The 15,054-nt window shown below is 56.7% G+C and carries 15 protein-coding genes; 11 read left to right on the top strand and 4 right to left on the bottom strand.

Annotation, left to right across the window (positions count from 1 at the left end; genetic code table 11):
• Positions 1-2: 2 nt before the first annotated feature.
• The 3 genes from GGE33_RS04675 (at position 3) to GGE33_RS04665 (ending at position 2,926) form a co-directional block, all read left to right on the top strand.
• Positions 3-905 carry a LysR family transcriptional regulator VtlR gene (locus GGE33_RS04675; RefSeq protein WP_148147523.1) on the top strand — a complete coding sequence of 301 codons (903 nt, stop codon included), beginning with the start codon at positions 3-5 and terminating at the stop codon, positions 903-905.
• A 556-nt stretch (positions 906-1,461) separates the two neighbouring features.
• Positions 1,462-1,758, top strand: coding sequence for an ArsR family transcriptional regulator (locus tag GGE33_RS04670; RefSeq protein WP_148147669.1), 297 nt, complete (start codon positions 1,462-1,464; stop codon positions 1,756-1,758).
• Positions 1,759-1,804: 46 nt separating this feature from the next.
• Complete coding sequence (locus GGE33_RS04665) at positions 1,805-2,926, top strand: alkene reductase (protein WP_148147522.1); 1,122 nt, start codon at positions 1,805-1,807, stop codon at positions 2,924-2,926.
• An 84-nt stretch (positions 2,927-3,010) separates the two neighbouring features.
• Here the strand turns inward: GGE33_RS04665 and GGE33_RS04660 are convergent, their stop codons facing one another.
• Positions 3,011-3,277, bottom strand: coding sequence for a DUF2188 domain-containing protein (locus GGE33_RS04660; protein WP_112505080.1), 267 nt, complete (start codon positions 3,275-3,277; stop codon positions 3,011-3,013).
• A 219-nt stretch (positions 3,278-3,496) separates the two neighbouring features.
• On the opposite strand from GGE33_RS04660, the gene GGE33_RS04655 reads away from it, so the two are divergent.
• The 5 genes from GGE33_RS04655 to GGE33_RS04635 all read left to right on the top strand — a co-directional run bounded on the left by GGE33_RS04655 (position 3,497) and on the right by GGE33_RS04635 (position 10,291).
• The gene (locus tag GGE33_RS04655) at positions 3,497-4,639 is read left to right on the top strand and encodes a calcium:cation antiporter (protein WP_183821411.1); all 1,143 of its coding nucleotides are present in this window, start codon (positions 3,497-3,499) and stop codon (positions 4,637-4,639) included.
• 165 nt (positions 4,640-4,804) lie between these two features.
• Positions 4,805-6,031 carry a PQQ-dependent sugar dehydrogenase gene (locus GGE33_RS04650; RefSeq protein WP_183821410.1) on the top strand — a complete coding sequence of 409 codons (1,227 nt, stop codon included), beginning with the start codon at positions 4,805-4,807 and terminating at the stop codon, positions 6,029-6,031.
• Positions 6,032-6,197: 166 nt separating this feature from the next.
• Positions 6,198-6,758, top strand: coding sequence for an RNA polymerase sigma factor (locus tag GGE33_RS04645; protein WP_183821409.1), 561 nt, complete (start codon positions 6,198-6,200; stop codon positions 6,756-6,758).
• Positions 6,759-6,760: 2 nt separating this feature from the next.
• A complete protein-coding gene (locus GGE33_RS04640; RefSeq protein WP_183821408.1) occupies positions 6,761-7,714 on the top strand; it encodes a FecR family protein in 954 nt (317 codons plus the stop codon).
• Positions 7,715-7,825: 111 nt separating this feature from the next.
• Positions 7,826-10,291 (top strand): TonB-dependent receptor, encoded by a 2,466-nt coding sequence (locus GGE33_RS04635; RefSeq protein WP_183821407.1) that lies wholly within the window; start codon positions 7,826-7,828, stop codon positions 10,289-10,291.
• A 77-nt stretch (positions 10,292-10,368) separates the two neighbouring features.
• Here GGE33_RS04635 and GGE33_RS04630 read toward each other — a convergent pair whose 3' ends face one another.
• The gene (locus GGE33_RS04630) at positions 10,369-11,571 is read right to left on the bottom strand and encodes a pyridoxal phosphate-dependent aminotransferase (protein ID WP_148147516.1); all 1,203 of its coding nucleotides are present in this window, start codon (positions 11,569-11,571) and stop codon (positions 10,369-10,371) included.
• Positions 11,572-12,302: 731 nt separating this feature from the next.
• Here GGE33_RS04630 and GGE33_RS04625 point away from each other — a divergent pair.
• On the top strand, positions 12,303-12,518 hold the full coding sequence (locus GGE33_RS04625; RefSeq protein ID WP_112456660.1) for a cold-shock protein: 216 nt from the start codon (positions 12,303-12,305) through the stop codon (positions 12,516-12,518).
• A 160-nt stretch (positions 12,519-12,678) separates the two neighbouring features.
• Here the strand turns inward: GGE33_RS04625 and GGE33_RS04620 are convergent, their stop codons facing one another.
• Together GGE33_RS04620 and GGE33_RS04615 are read right to left on the bottom strand one after the other, a co-directional pair.
• Complete coding sequence (locus GGE33_RS04620; RefSeq protein ID WP_183821406.1) at positions 12,679-13,335, bottom strand: MBL fold metallo-hydrolase; 657 nt, start codon at positions 13,333-13,335, stop codon at positions 12,679-12,681.
• A 70-nt stretch (positions 13,336-13,405) separates the two neighbouring features.
• A complete protein-coding gene (locus GGE33_RS04615) occupies positions 13,406-13,588 on the bottom strand; it encodes a hypothetical protein (RefSeq protein WP_148147514.1) in 183 nt (60 codons plus the stop codon).
• A gap of 279 nt (positions 13,589-13,867) precedes the next feature.
• Between GGE33_RS04615 and GGE33_RS04610 the strand changes: the two genes are divergently transcribed.
• Positions 13,868-14,329, top strand: coding sequence for a MarR family transcriptional regulator (locus GGE33_RS04610; protein ID WP_183685845.1), 462 nt, complete (start codon positions 13,868-13,870; stop codon positions 14,327-14,329).
• A 9-nt stretch (positions 14,330-14,338) separates the two neighbouring features.
• Positions 14,339-15,034 (top strand): response regulator, encoded by a 696-nt coding sequence (locus tag GGE33_RS04605; RefSeq protein ID WP_148147513.1) that lies wholly within the window; start codon positions 14,339-14,341, stop codon positions 15,032-15,034.
• Positions 15,035-15,054 lie beyond the last annotated feature (20 nt).

The following is a 15,054-nucleotide window of genomic DNA, read 5'->3' as shown; positions in this document are numbered from 1 at the left end:
GCATGGGCGTTCCTTTAGACTGGGATAAATTGCGCATTTTTCATGCGGCAGCCGAAGCCGGTTCATTCACGCATGCCGCCGACAAGCTGCATTTGTCCCAGTCGGCGATCAGCCGCCAGGTCAGCGCCCTTGAACAGGACGTGGGCGTAAAGCTGTTTCACCGCCATGCCCGCGGCCTGATCCTGACCGAACAGGGCGAACTGCTCTATCGCACCGCCCACGATGTCCTGCTCAAGCTCGAAACCGTCAAGGTTCAGTTGACGGAAACGACGGACAAGCCTTCCGGCAAGCTGCGCGTCACCACCACGGTCGGCCTCGGCCAGGGCTGGCTGACTGACAAGGTGCAGGAATTCCTGCAGCTTTACCCGGAAATGTCTGTGCAGCTGATTCTCGACAACGAGGAAGTCGACGTCAACATGCGCCATGCCGATTGCGCCATCCGGCTTCGCCAGCCGCAGCAATCCGATCTGATCCAGCGCAAGCTCTTCACTGTGCATATGCATGTCTATGCGGCACCGTCCTACATCAACCGCTTCGGTGAGCCACAAACCGTCGAAGATCTCGACAACCATCGGATCATCACCTTCGGCGAACCCGCGCCGAACTATCTCCTCGATGTGAACTGGCTCGAATATGCTGGCCGCAACTCTGATAACACGCGCGCCCCGCATCTGCAGATCAACAGCCAGACCTCAATCAAGCGGGCCTGCCTGCTCGGCATCGGCATCGCCGTTTTGCCGGATTATATCGTTGGACGGGATCCCGGGCTGATTCAGCTGGCCATCAATGCCGACATTCCGACCTTCGACACATATTTCTGCTATCCGGATGAAATGAAGAACGCGGCGAAGCTTAAGGCCTTCCGCGACTTTATCGTCACAAAAGCCAGAAACTGGAACTTCTAAAACCCGGCATACAAAGCAAATCCAACGCGTTGCTGCCCGACTCTTGCATTTATGCAAGTTTTAAGACAAAGCCATGCGCCTAAAGCATGGCAGTCTTGCACAAAATATGATTGCGCAATGCACAAAAAACCATCATATCGCACTCAGCTGATGCACATGGTGGCTTTCCTCCCAGTTCCACCGCAGCAGCTGTTCCCCTCTGGAGGTTCATTTTTGACCTTCACACTTCAAAGGGCCCTGGAGCGATCCGGTGGCCCTCTTTTTTTGCCCTTTTGTCGCTAACCGCACAAAGCTGCGCCAATCTGCTGCAGCAATAATCATCTCTCTGCGTTTAATATCTTCACCAAGCCCCTTGTGTGGAGCAGTGTGCAACCCCATATTGATATCAGTCGATGGCACGATGGTTTCCCGCCATCCGCGTCGACTGTTCCCCTCTGGAGGTTTTTTGACCTTCACACTTGACGGGCCGCGGAGAAATCCGTTGGCCCGATTTTTTTGCCTCTTTAAATCGGAAAAATACGATCTATATATCGACTGGAGGCGATACACGATGATGATAGACAAGACAGAGATTCTGAAGGCATTGGCTCACCCGGTACGGGTGTCGTTTCTGGAATGGATGCGAGAACCTGAACAGCATTTCTGCGACCAGGCTCACCCGCTGGAAATGGGCATCTGCGCCAACCAGTTCGAAAAGAAATGCGGCCTGTCGCAATCGACGGTTTCTGCCCACCTCGCCACGCTCGAAAAGGCAGGACTGCTGAAGACGAACCGCATCGGCCAGTGGGCATTCTACAGCCGCGACGAAGAAAATATCGCTTCCTTCCTGAATGAGCTGAAATCGACACTCTGATCCAGCTTCCCTCCTCACCTATGCCAAACGTAAAAGGACTTTCACAATGACCACACTCTTCGACCCGGTGAAGTTTGGTGACATCCAGCTGGCCAACAGGATCGTCATGGCGCCGCTCACGCGCAACCGCTCGCCCAAGGCAATCCCGAACGATCTCAACGCAGCCTATTACGAACAGCGCGCCTCTGCCGGCCTTCTGATCACCGAAGGCACGCCGGTCACACAACAGGGCCAGGGTTACGCTGACGTGCCGGGCCTTTATCTCCCGGAAGCCGTCGCCGGTTGGAAAAAAGTAACCGACGCCGTTCACAAGAAGGGCGGAAAGATCGTCACGCAGATCTGGCATGTCGGCCGCGTATCGCACGTTTCGCTGCAGCCGAATGGCGCAGCACCCGTCGCCCCTTCGGCAATCCCGGCTGGCGGCAAGACGTACATCATCGATGAAAATGGAAATGGCGCCTTCGCCGAGACTTCGGCTCCGCGTGCGTTGGAGATCGCCGAAATTTCCGGAATTGTCGCCGATTATGCAAAGGGCGCACGCGCTGCAATCGATGCCGGCTTTGACGGCGTGGAAATCCATGGAGCAAACGGCTACCTTATCGACCAGTTCCTCAAGGACGGCGCCAACCAGCGTACGGACGAATACGGCGGCTCGATCGAGAATCGCGTTCGCTTCGCGCTGGAAGTTGTCGACGCCGTGGCCAAGGAAATCGGCGCCGGCCGGGTCGGCATCCGCCTCTCCCCGGTCACGCCTGCAAACGGTATCACAGAGAGCCAGCCACAGGCCGTATTCAACCACCTGATCAAGGAACTCGGCTCGCGCGGCCTTTCCTTCATTCACGTCATAGAAGGCGCAACGGGCGGAGATCGCGATTTCACCCAGGGCGGCAAGCCGTTCAATTATCAGGAATTGAAGGATATCTATCGCAAAGCCGGTGGGTCAGGAGCATGGCTGGTCAATAATGGCTACGACAAGGCCGCAGCCGAGCAGGCCGTGGAAAGCGGATATGCCGATGCAGTGGCTTTCGGCAAGCTGTTCATCGCCAACCCGGATCTCGTAGAGCGCTTCCAAACGAACGCTGAGCTCAACGAGCTGGACAAGGCCACCCTCTACGGCGGTGGCGCCAAAGGCTATACCGATTATCCCAACCTCGATACGGCTGCCTGAAACTAATCAACGAAACCGGGGGCCGCTTAACGCGGCCCTTTTTCTGTCATGGGCGAACCCGAATTCACGACGATCACACGCGAGCTAGCGCGCACCTGCCTGCTCGCCATCACCATCCTGAACCTCAGCCTCCGGGCGATCGCCTCCGTCGCTGTGTTCACTGTGCCAGACACCCTTGTCGTCCTGCCAGCTGATCTCTTCCGGTTCGCCGCCGACCTGCTGTTCCGCCGCCACGATGCGCGCAGCCTGCATAGCATCTGAGCGGCTTGGAAAAGTCTCGGAGAAAACATCGCCGAGACGATAGGCCCAACCGCCGTCATGCGGCACGATCTTGTAAACGACCTTGGTCATAAATCCTCCTTAACGCGTGGCCACATCACGACACATCGCACATCTGTCCGCCTGCGGCACCGTGGTGAAGATGCAAAAGACCGCAACAGAGTTCCAGGCCACAGAAGAAATAATGGCATTATCGTCCAAATAGCGCAAATGCTCACCCTCTTATCAAAGGGTTCTTGATGCGCTGCACTGCAGCGTTAGATCATCAGCACGAACAGGAGCGCATTCAAGATGACGGCAATTTTGAAACAGGAGAGCTTTCTTCTTATCGCATTCGGATTTGCGATCCTCTCCTACCTGTTCGAACACACACTGCTGGAGCAAGGACAATTCGTGTCGATGATCGCGGCCTGCGCGCTTATCGTCGTGATTGTCATGGCCTCCACCCGTGTGGCCCACCATGCGGAGGTCCTGGCACATAAGGTCGGTGACCCTTACGGCACGATGATCCTCACCCTTTCCGCAGTTGCCGTGGAGGTGCTTATCCTTGCAATCATGATGGGAAGCAGTAGCTCGCCGACCTTGGTGCGTGATACGATCTATTCGGCAGTGATGCTCGATATCAACGGCATTCTCGGGCTCGCGGCTCTGCTCGGCGGCTTGAGGCACGGGGAGCAGCCCTATAACGACGATTCGAGCCGTACCTACAGTGCCATGATCCTGACGGCCATGGGCATATCCATGATCGTCCCGGAATTCATTCCGGAAGCCAAATGGCACTATTATTCCGCCTTCACCATCTTTGCGATGGTGGCCCTTTATGCGCTGTTCCTCAAGATGCAGGTCGGCACCCACAGCTATTTCTTCAGCTATAGCTATCGCGGCCAGGCCACGGCTGCAGCCGCTTCCAGTGTCGGCTCTGCTGCCGCATCCACGCATGCCCAGCCCAAGCCGGCTGCGGAGACCGAAGAAGAACAGGAATCTGCCACCCTCTCCATCGCCATCATCCTGGTCGGCGTCCTGATTATCGGCGTTCTCGCCGAATTCATGTCAGCCTTCATGAATGAAGGGTTGGAAGGAACAGGCGCCCCACCTGCCCTGATGGCTGTTGTCGTCGCCTCGATTTCGGCGGCACCCGAAATTCTGACTGCACTGCGCGCGGCGCTCAAGAACCGCATGCAATCGGTCGTCAACATCGCCATGGGCGCATCTCTCTCCACCGTCATCCTGACCGTACCGGTCATGGAGGCCATTGCGCTTTACACCGGTCAGCCTTTCCTGATGGCGATGACACCGGTCCAGACGGTCATGGTCGCAATCACTCTCATTGTTGCGGCGATCAACCTCAATGACGGGCAGACGAACGCGATCGAAGGCATGACGCATTTCGTGCTCTTCGCCACGTTCGTCATGCTGACTTTCCTAGGCTTATGACGAAAACAACAGCAGTATCAAACACCTGAAAAGGTTTCCGGATTCAATCCATCAATTCCTCACCCTTGCCGCCGGCGTCATAAACTAAACTTGATCGACATGTGTTCGGCCCTTTCGGCGCAAACGCCTATCTCCATCCAGGAGTTCATTTCAAAGGGAGATAGAATGAAACGCCTCACCCTCATGCTGGCCTGCACGGCTATAACATCTGCACTCATCTCCACTCCAACTCTCGCCCAGACCACTGGCCAGCCCGCAGAAACGGGCCGCGCCAACGCCCCGGACCAAAAGCCATCCTTCGAAAATCAGACGCGCGCACCGCAACCGGCAACAATGCCGAAGATCAGCACCGAAGTTTTTGCGGATGATCTGCCGCATCTGTGGGCGATGGAGTTCCTGCCCGATGGGCGCATGCTGGTCACCGCCAAACAGGGTGCCATGCATATCATCTCTCAGGAAGGCGACGCCGGTCCGGCAATCGCGGGTGTCCCCGAAGTGGCGTTTGGAGGTCAGGGCGGATTGCTCGATGTCGCACTCGCACCGGATTATGCAACATCAGGCATGATCTTCTTTTCCTTCTCGGAACCACGCGAGGACGGAAACGGCACATCTGTCGCCTCGGCGAAACTGGTGGCCGACGATAATGGCGGCGGCAAGCTTGAAGACGTGAGTGTCATCTTCCGTCAGACACCGAGTTACGACGGACGCTCGCATTTCGGTTCGCGCCTCACTTTCGGCCCGAACAACGAGCTTTACGTAACGGTTGGGGAACGCTCAGACCGCCAGCCACGCGTGCAAGCCCAGGAGCTCGGCAGCGGGCTTGGAAAGGTCTTCCGGATTGACACGAGCGGCAAGGCCCTTCCAGACAACCCCTTCATCAATACGGATGGCGCCCAGCCGGAAATCTGGAGCCTCGGCCACCGCAACATGCAGTCCGCCACTCTGGACGCTCAGGGACGCCTCTGGACCGTCGAACACGGCCCACGCGGCGGCGACGAACTGAACAGGCCGGAGGCCGGCAAGAACTATGGCTGGCCGGAAGTCACCTACGGCGTTGAATATAACGGAAACGCGGTTGGCAGCGGCATTACGGAAAAAGCAGAAACCGAGCAACCGGTTTACTACTGGGACCCGGTAATCGGCCCCTCGGGCATGGCCTTTTATGACGGCGACGCCATTCCCGAATGGAAGAATGCCTTCCTGGTTGGAGGGCTGGTCAGCCAAGGCGTCGTCGTTTTGCACATGAATGGTGACAAGGTCGCTTATGAAGAACGCGTACCGCTCAACGCCCGCATCCGCGACGTGAAGGTTGGGCCGGACGGGGCAGTTTATGCCGTTACCGAACAACGGGGCGGTGGAAAATCCACGATCATCAAGCTTACAAAGGCTTAGGCATTGCCTCGACATCGGGCGGGATCAGGCCGCCCGATGTCGACATGATCGTCATCATACGTCGGTCGACGATAAACATGATTAAAATCATCATATTTATTGCAATAGGTTTTCCCGTCATCTAAGAGACGGTGCTCACCCTTCGGCCTTCGTATCCGAGTTTCTCATGACAGCGCATTTTCGCGCCTCCTCTGCTAGCGAACATGCCTCTTCGGCCGGTGAAAACCCGCTGCTGGATCGGGCTATTCTTGCTTATTACGACGAGCTTTGCGGAAGCGTGCGACGGCGAAGCCACAATCCTGCAAACATACAGGAGATCGTCCACGACCTTTACATTCGTCTGCGCCAGAAGGACGCCGCTCTCGAAAACAAGGCGTCGCTGAAAGCCTTCCTGATACGCGCCTGCATCAATCTCGGCATCGACCGATTTCGGCGGGAACGCTTCGAAGCCTGCCTGTTCTCAGGAACCGAGCAGGAGGCTCTGGCCGTCGGCGCATCAATCGCCTCGCCAGACCATGCGATGGATCTTGAACATCGGCTGGGCATATTGAAAGCGGCGATCATGGAAATGTCGTTGCAGCGGCGACGCGTCTTCATCGCAAGCCGTGTCGGCAAGCTCTCGGCCGACGAGATTGCCGAGCGCATGAAAATCAGCCGCAACATGGTCGACCGCCACCTGCGAAAGGCCTATCTCCATTGCCTGGATCGGCTGGAAGATACGCTTTGAGCATGGCAGACACAAAGGCAAACGAGAAGAAACTGCGCGCACAGGCGGTCGACTGGATGTTGCGGCTTCAGGAGGATCCGGATGATGCAGCGCTGCAGGAGCGATTTCAACATTGGCTGAATGAGGATCCAGCCAGAGGCCAGATTTTTGACCGCGCGCGCCGCGCCATGGGCGATGCCAGCCATCTTCTGAGCAATGATCTGGACTTCACTCGAAACGCAGCCCACAAACCGCTGTTGCGCCCACGCAATGTCGTAGCGGGTCTGCTTTTGGTTATAGCTGGGTCTATAGCTTTCACCTTGGCTGATGGGCCGATGCGCTTGCGCGCAGATGTCATGACAGGCACGGGCCAGAAACAAATCGTAACTCTGGCGGACGGCTCCAAGGTCGAGATGAATGCCGAATCCGCAATAGCCATCCATCTCCTGCCAAACGAGCGCAGGATAACCCTCTTGCGCGGCGAAGCCTTTTTCGAGGTCGCAGCAGATCAGACGCGCCCTTTCGTTGTGAAAGCGGGCAAAGGCACGATAACCGCACTCGGCACTGCCTTCGATATCAACCTCACGAAGCGGGAAACAATGGTGGTCGTCACCGAGCACGCCGTCATGGTCGCCTCCGAAAACGGCGATCGGGCGCATCGGCTCCACGAAGGTGAGCAGATTTCCTACGATCCCGATGGCCGTCTTCAAGTCGCAGAGGCGGCAGATATGGACACCGCGACCGCCTGGAGGCAGGGCAGGATCGTTTTTGACAACACCCCGCTGTCTTTGGTGGTGGAGCAGATCGATCGCTACATTCCAGGCAGGATAGTGATCGCGCAGTCCGATCTCGCCGACAGAAGGATTTCGGGAAGCCTTGATCTGGCGCATCCCGATGCGGCCCTTGACGCCTTTGCAAACGCGATCGGCATCCGGATTACCCGGCTCGGTCCCTACCTCGCGGTCCTGCGACGGTAATTTTTTTCTTGGCCCTGTCCCAAAAGCGCGTCCCCGCCCGTCAACCGCGCAGAAGTACATTTCAACGGACAGGTCCGGGGGCCTATGACACATTCGACGACACACAGCAGCATGCACAGACAGCGCCGGCTACTTGCCGTACTTTTGAGCGGTGCCGCACTATTTTCGACGGTCGAGGCGACACGCGCCCAGCAAGTCGCCACCGTTTCAATTGATATTCCTGCCGGTACATTGACCAGAGCACTCAATGCTCTCGCGGCACAGGCGGGGCTACAGATCGCTTTCGACGCTTCGGTAACACAGGGCGTCTCGACAGCGAGCATTTCTGGAAACTTGACCGTGGAGGCGGCGCTATCTCGCCTCCTGGTCGGCACCGGCATCTCATATCGCTACTCTGGCACGTCAATGGTGACTTTGAGTAAGGCAGGCGGAGCGGATGCAACATCTGGCGAACAGACGGCTCTGGAGCCGATCATTCTCACCGGCAGCCGCTATTATGGCGACGGGGACCCGAGCAAATCAGTGATCGACCAGGCATCGATGGCGAGAATACAGGCTGCCAGCATTCCCGAACTCATAAAACACACGCCAGGCGTCTCCATGGGCGGCGGCGTGCGGCTTCAGGGGCAGACCATCTCCATCCGTGGCTTCTCCCGCCAGACCGATACACGCGTCCTGCTCGACGGTGCTCCGAAAAATTTCGAAAAATACGATCAGGGCACGATCTTCGTCGAACCTGAACTGCTGAATCGCGTCGAGATAGACAAGGGCGCCACATCTGTGCGTTACGGCAATGGCGGCTTCGGCGGCACCATTCGAATGGAAAGCAAGGATGCGGCCGATATGCTGAAGCCCGGCCAGACCTGGGGTTTCTACGGCAAGACCGCCTACCAGACGGCCAACAGGCAGTTCCTGGAAACCGGCGCACTCTACGGTCGCTCGGATTTCGGAACCCCGGTTACCTATGACGGCATCCTCTCTCTGACGTGGCGCAAGGGCGATGACATGCGGATCGGCGGGGGCGAGCGTTATCTGTTCTCCGATGAGAAGCTCGCCTCAGGCATGGGCAAATTCGGCGCGGAGTTCGACGGCCACGAGATCAAGACATCGCTGCTCTATGGTGAGAGCAACAACTGGGGACCGGTCGCTGCAATCCGCGGACAACTCGAAGTCAATGCAAGCGACATCAAAAAATACGGTTATCAGGAAGCGGTTAGGCGCCGGCTGGCCTGGCGTGAACTCAAGGATCTGACCACAACTTTCGACTATAAGTATACCGGTGACAGCGCACTCTGGAATCCTCATTTCATTGCGAGCTACTCCTCAACGCGCCAGCACGCGACCCGCCCGGGCGATCAAAGTCCATCTGCTTCCGTTGGCGGACTGGAAAACGATGCAGCTTACTCCGACATTCATCTGGAACTGGAAAACACCTCGGATCTCACTCTGGGCGGAATGCAGCACAGCATCAACTATGGCCTGCAATACAACGCTCACAAGCGTGATATCTCCATGTTCGACATCGCCAACAGCACAAAACCAGACTATAATTACGGGCATTACGCCCCCTATTTCATGCCAGAAGGCACGCAGGACACCGCTTCCGCTTTTATCCGCGATACGATCAACCTGAGCGATAGCCTGACCCTGACCCCAGGATTGCGCTTCGACTGGGTGCGCTCGGAAGGCGTTCCTAACGCTGCTCCGCGTTACAACAATTCGGCAGCCGGCCACGATTTTTCGGCAGTCGATCATCATGGCTTCACTCCGGCTGTAAGCCTGGCTTGGACTGCGACGCCGAATATACGCTTGTTCGCCGATTGGGCTTATGCCATGCGCGCGCCCAACATCGACGAACTATATTCCAACCAGAGCGCACTCAGCTCAGCACCGGCAACCAGCCGGGAACTGCAGGCTGAACGAAACAACACAATCAATCTTGGCGTCGATTTCAACTTTGATGACGTGATCACATCCGGAGATACGCTCTCCACGCGGGTCGCCGTCTTCAACAACCACGTGACCAATCCGGTAGCGCGGCGTTTCGGCAGCCGAAATCTGTCAGGCATGGGTGCCGATGGGGTGGACTGGTACTGGAACGTGCCCGCCTATTACACGACCGGCCTTGAGATCCAGGCACACTATGACACCGACTGGATGTTCGCGGATCTCGGCTTCTCGATGATGACAGGTACTCGGCATGGCGCCGTCAACGACATTCGCGGACCAAGGACCTATGTAAACGATCTGGCCCCGACTACGGCCGACCTTACATTCGGCATTAAAATGCCCGATCACGACCTGTCCTTTGGCTGGACCGGCACCTTTGTGAAGGCGCAGGACAAGACACCTATCCGGCAATTCATGGGTTCCACCTACGCCCGGCCCGAAAGCCCCGGCTATGCGGTGCATGGCATCTTCCTTGACTGGACGCCGAAGCAAGGTTTCATGAAAGATACCGAGCTGCACGCGGCGATCGAGAATATCTTTGACAAGAAATACGAGCCTTATCTAAACGATGGCATTACCGCCATGCCTGGCCGTAATTTCAAGATTTCGCTCAGCCGTCGCTTCTGAAGCCGCCGCAGATCGCAAACGCAAAAAAGCCCGCCGTTTCCGGCGGGCTTTTTTGTATTCGTTAAAATGACCAAAGCTTACCGGCAGGCAGCGCAGAAGCGCTGGATGCGCTTGCAGGCTTCTTCCAGAAGCTCTTCCGAAGTCGCATAGGAAATGCGGAAGTTGGGACCAAGGCCGAAGGCCGAACCGTGAACGACGGCAACGCCTTCCGATTCCAGAAGTTCGGAAACGAAATCCTCGTCGGTCTCGATAACCTTGCCCGAAGGCGCGGTCTTGCCGATCAGGCCGGCGCAGGACGGATAAACGTAGAAGGCACCTTCCGGCTTCGGGCAAACAATGCCGGTGGCCTGGTTCAGCATCGACACGACGAGATCGCGGCGGCCTTCAAAGATCGCCTTGTTCTTGGCGACGAAGTCCTGCGGGCCATTCAGCGCCTCGACGGCCGCCCACTGGGCAATCGACGATGCACCCGAGGTCTGCTGGCCCTGGATCATGTCCATGGCCTTGATCAACGGCAGCGGGCCGGCTGCATAACCGATACGCCAACCGGTCATTGCATAAGCCTTCGACACACCATTCATAGTCAGCGTGCGATCATACAGCTTGGGCTCGACTTCCACCGGCGTCGCAAATTTGAAGTCACCGAAGGTGAGATGCTCGTACATGTCGTCGGTCAGGATCCAGACATGCGGATGCTTGAGCAGCACGTCGGTCAAAGCCTTAAGCTCGGCCGCGCTGTAGGCAGCGCCTGTCGGGTTGGACGGCGAGTTGAAGATGAACCACTTCGTCTTCGGGGTGATGGCGCTTTCCAGCTCTTCAGCCGTGAGCTTGAAATCGTTTTCTTGGCTTGTCGAAATGGCAACCGGCGTACCGCCGCACAGCGCCACCATTTCAGGATAGGAAACCCAGTAGGGAGCCGGGATGACAACTTCATCACCCGGATTAAGTGTTGCCATGAAGGCATTGAAAAGAATCTGCTTGCCGCCGGTACCGACGATCGTCTGCTGCCAATCGTAGTCGAGGCCGTTTTCACGCTTGAACTTCGCGGCAATGGCCTTGCGCAGTTCCGGAATACCAGAAACCGGCGTGTACTTCGTCTCGCCGCGGTTGATCGCGTCGATCGCCGCCTGCTTGACGTTGTCAGGCGTGTCAAAATCCGGCTCGCCGGCTCCAAGACCGATTACGTCCCGGCCTTTCGCTTTCAGCTCGCGCGCTTTCTGAGAAACGGCGATGGTGGCGGACGGCTTTACACGGGAGAGGGCATCGGCAAGAAAGGCCATAATCGAGGTCCTGAGAGCTGTTGCAACGCGGCGAAGGTCAAAAAAATCGCCCGAAGTTGTATGTCGAATGAGGCCCGCTCTTTCAAGCGGAAAGCTTGAATACGACCTATCAAACTCCGTGAACACTCAATCAGGCCACCATCGTGGTGGTTAATGCCGGGTGACCCACAGGCGCAACCTATTGTTGCCCGTGCAAAACCGGAAGAAAGGGAATTGCACATCCCAAAATGCGGCCAATTTATGAGCGGGTAACCGATCAGCAAACGGTGTCGAGACACTTCCATCGGGCAAGATGGATCCACCAGTCGCAATCCACTCACTGTGCCAAACCCGCACATTGTTGAATACAATCAATGATGGTTGGATGGATTTCATAGCGCCGAAGCTGTCCACCAGTCAAAAACGCCTACGTTCCAACGGCTTCCGAGGCAATGCCTTTTCAACTTCACGGCGCAGTTTCGCAAAACTTTTTCTTGCCAATTCCCTATAAACACAGCAATCTGCCCCCGTTCGGGCAATTTACGAGCATGGGAAGACCTATAATAATGCGATCCGAAGTCGCCAAAACTTCGGGCGGGGAACTTGGGGGCAATTTGAAAAAATCTATTCCTGCCATTCTCCGCGGTAACACAGGGACCCTTTCTTAAAACTGCCTGCCGCCGCCCCCTTTGGGGGCAATAGTGTTGTGCTGTCCGCCGCTGAACACGGACAGAAAGAAAAGGACCTGCTGCATGGCCGAAACTGGCACTGTAAAATTCTTCAATACCGACAAGGGCTTCGGCTTCATCAAGCCAGATAATGGCGGCGCCGATATCTTCGTCCACATTTCTGCCGTCCAGGCGTCTGGCCTGTCCGGTCTTTCCGAAAATCAGAAAGTAAGCTTCGACACGGAGCCGGATCGCCGCGGGAAAGGCCCTAAGGCCGTTAACCTGCAGATCGACGGCTAAGCCTGTGAGGCTTTGACCCAAGTTGGAGCCCGGCAGTCTTGCCGGGTTTTTTTATGCCATAGATTTAGATCCTGCGCCTCACACTCCTTGTAAAACGCAGTAATCTCGACGTGATCTCGCGCATTCGAAGATTGTAGAATGTGGCGCGCGGCCCCTATTCCTAGATCGAATACATATCCTGCAGATAGGGATTGTTTCTGCGCTCTTCGCCAATACGTCCCCCTGGACCGTGACCACACAGGAAACCGACATCGTCGCCAAGCGGCAGGACTTTTTCCCTGATCGAATTGAGAAGGGTCTGATGATCGCCCCCCGGCAGATCCGTCCGTCCTACCGAGCCATTGAAAAGCACGTCCCCCAGATGCGCGAAGCGCTGTGCGCGGTTGAAGAAGATGACGTGCCCGGGCGCATGTCCAGGGCAATGATAGATTTCGAAAACATGCTCGCCAAAAGACACAATATCTCCCTCGGACAGCCAGCGGTCCGGAACAAGATTACGCGCCTCCATCCTGACACCAAAAGACTGAGCCTGCGTCTCCAGCCTTTCGAGTAAAGGCAGATCGTCCACGTGTGGTCCGATGACCTCCACATTCAGGATTTCGCGAAGTTCGTCTGCTCCGCCAGCGTGATCGATATGTCCGTGGGTGATCCATATCTCTTTGATCGACAACCCATTCTCACGCACCGTCTGCTCTATCAGCGATACGTCGCCGCCGGGATCCACCACCACGCCTTCGCGGGTCTCATCGTCGAAGAAGACTGTACAGTTCTGCTGAAACGGAGTGACGGGAATGATCCCGGCTTGAAGTTTTCCCATGATCTCCGACCTTGGCTTGATTACGCCTTGCCGGATATATCGCCTGCAGCAACAGAAAGCAGCCAGAAATTCACTCGTCGGCAGCAACCATGTAGCGTGTGTCAGCCGCTACCGGAGGAGCGAGCGATGCGTTGGCCAGAAGAAAAGCGCATACCACGAGCTTTAGGGCAATCACCGTTACGAACACAGCCCGTAGCGGATGCGGCTGGGGTCTGTCGATCGTGATCGGCGGCAAGGCTGAATATGTCTGCATTAAAACTCTCCAAGGTCTCTGGCTGTTTTAATGAGGGGCACGCCATAAGGTTCCATCGCTCCGTGTAAACCGAAGCTGATAGGATCGACGCCGTTCGCAGAGTATCTCGGTCGAAATCACACAAATTCTGTTGATTGTTCAAGCCGATCGCGCTTTATCGAGCACGACGCATTACAATCGCAGGGGTATGTGGCGCGGCATTCCACGCCGCACCGTAGAAAGGAACTGAACGTGTCTCGATCAATGGCGGCCAAACCCGTCAGGAAAGACCAGCTGCCAATGCCGGCAGTCGATGAAAGCCGGATCGACTTCGAGACTATCGAATTGTTCTTTTTCGCCTATCGCGATTTCATTTCCGATCCGGATGCCATTCTGGCAAGGATAGGCATGGGTCGGGCGCATCACCGCGTCGTATATTTCGTCAGCCGCCATCCCGGCTTGATGGTAAGCGACCTTCTGGAAACGCTGCAGATTACCAAGCAAAGTCTCTCGCGCGTCCTGAAGCACCTCATCGATTCCGGTTACATTCGCCAGATGGCGGGAGCGAAGGACAGGCGCGAGCGGCGGCTCTACCCCACCTTGGCCGGCCGGGAATTGTCGCTTGCCCTATCGGAGCCGCAATCATTGCGCATCGCCCATGCCATGGAAGACCTGACGCCGGGCAATCGCGAGGCAGTGAAGGAATTCCTGAAGAAAATGCGAGGCCGCGACGAAAGCCTGCCGCCCGCCGATGATGTGTAGGATGCCCTTATGACGAGAACACCGCCGACAGATGATGCACCTCACCTGCTGATCGTCGATGACGACAAGCGCATCCGCGACCTGCTCAACCGTTATCTTGCGGAACAGGGCTTTCGCGTTACCATCGCAGGCGATGCGGCGGAAGCGCGGCGCAAGCTGGAAGGTCTGCATTTCGACCTGATCATTCTGGATGTCATGATGCCGGGTGAATCCGGTTTGTCTCTGACGAAGTCACTTTACGAAAAGAAGACGATCCCGGTTATCCTGCTGACGGCGCGCGTCGAGGCGGATGCCCGCATCGAAGGGCTGGAAGCCGGTGCCGATGACTATCTGGCAAAACCTTTCGACCCGCGCGAACTGGTTCTGCGCATCAACAATATTCTGCGCCGCAGCGCGTCCGAGACACCCAAGATCGAGCAGGTGATCTTCGGACCGTTCACTTTCTCCATATCCCGCAAGGAACTGCGTCGAGCGGCTGAAACCATTCGACTGACGGACCGGGAACAGGAAATCATGCTCATGTTTGCCATGCGCGCTGGAGATACCATCCCGCGCCATGAACTGATCGGTGATGATTCCGATGTCGGGGAGCGAACGATCGACGTGCAGATAAATCGCCTCAGGCGGAAGATAGAAGACGATCCGGCCAATCCGGTCTATCTTCAGACGGTTAGAGGCATCGGCTACAGGCTGAGCATCGACTAGTCGACCTGGAACGGTCGGCA

Origin of the sequence: Aliirhizobium cellulosilyticum, assembly GCF_014198105.1 — a bacterium.
GTDB lineage: Bacteria > Pseudomonadota > Alphaproteobacteria > Rhizobiales > Rhizobiaceae > Neorhizobium > Neorhizobium cellulosilyticum.
The sequence above is the reverse complement of the archived record's forward strand: the minus strand, read 5'-3'. Positions and strand labels throughout refer to the sequence as shown.

What these genes read in the sequence shown, in the direction of transcription:
- GGE33_RS04675 (WP_148147523.1), top strand. Translation starts at nt 3, where the DNA reads ATGGGCGTTCCTTTAGACTGGGATAAATTGCGCATTTTTCATGCGGCA.
- GGE33_RS04665 (WP_148147522.1), top strand. Translation starts at nt 1,805, where the DNA reads ATGACCACACTCTTCGACCCGGTGAAGTTTGGTGACATCCAGCTGGCC.
- GGE33_RS04660 (WP_112505080.1), bottom strand. Translation starts at nt 3,277, where the DNA reads ATGACCAAGGTCGTTTACAAGATCGTGCCGCATGACGGCGGTTGGGCC.
- GGE33_RS04655 (WP_183821411.1), top strand. Translation starts at nt 3,497, where the DNA reads ATGACGGCAATTTTGAAACAGGAGAGCTTTCTTCTTATCGCATTCGGA.
- GGE33_RS04650 (WP_183821410.1), top strand. Translation starts at nt 4,805, where the DNA reads ATGAAACGCCTCACCCTCATGCTGGCCTGCACGGCTATAACATCTGCA.
- GGE33_RS04645 (WP_183821409.1), top strand. Translation starts at nt 6,198, where the DNA reads ATGACAGCGCATTTTCGCGCCTCCTCTGCTAGCGAACATGCCTCTTCG.
- GGE33_RS04640 (WP_183821408.1), top strand. Translation starts at nt 6,761, where the DNA reads ATGGCAGACACAAAGGCAAACGAGAAGAAACTGCGCGCACAGGCGGTC.
- GGE33_RS04635 (WP_183821407.1), top strand. Translation starts at nt 7,826, where the DNA reads ATGCACAGACAGCGCCGGCTACTTGCCGTACTTTTGAGCGGTGCCGCA.
- GGE33_RS04630 (WP_148147516.1), bottom strand. Translation starts at nt 11,571, where the DNA reads ATGGCCTTTCTTGCCGATGCCCTCTCCCGTGTAAAGCCGTCCGCCACC.
- GGE33_RS04625 (WP_112456660.1), top strand. Translation starts at nt 12,303, where the DNA reads ATGGCCGAAACTGGCACTGTAAAATTCTTCAATACCGACAAGGGCTTC.
- GGE33_RS04620 (WP_183821406.1), bottom strand. Translation starts at nt 13,335, where the DNA reads ATGGGAAAACTTCAAGCCGGGATCATTCCCGTCACTCCGTTTCAGCAG.
- GGE33_RS04615 (WP_148147514.1), bottom strand. Translation starts at nt 13,588, where the DNA reads ATGCAGACATATTCAGCCTTGCCGCCGATCACGATCGACAGACCCCAG.
- GGE33_RS04610 (WP_183685845.1), top strand. Translation starts at nt 13,868, where the DNA reads ATGCCGGCAGTCGATGAAAGCCGGATCGACTTCGAGACTATCGAATTG.
- GGE33_RS04605 (WP_148147513.1), top strand. Translation starts at nt 14,339, where the DNA reads ATGACGAGAACACCGCCGACAGATGATGCACCTCACCTGCTGATCGTC.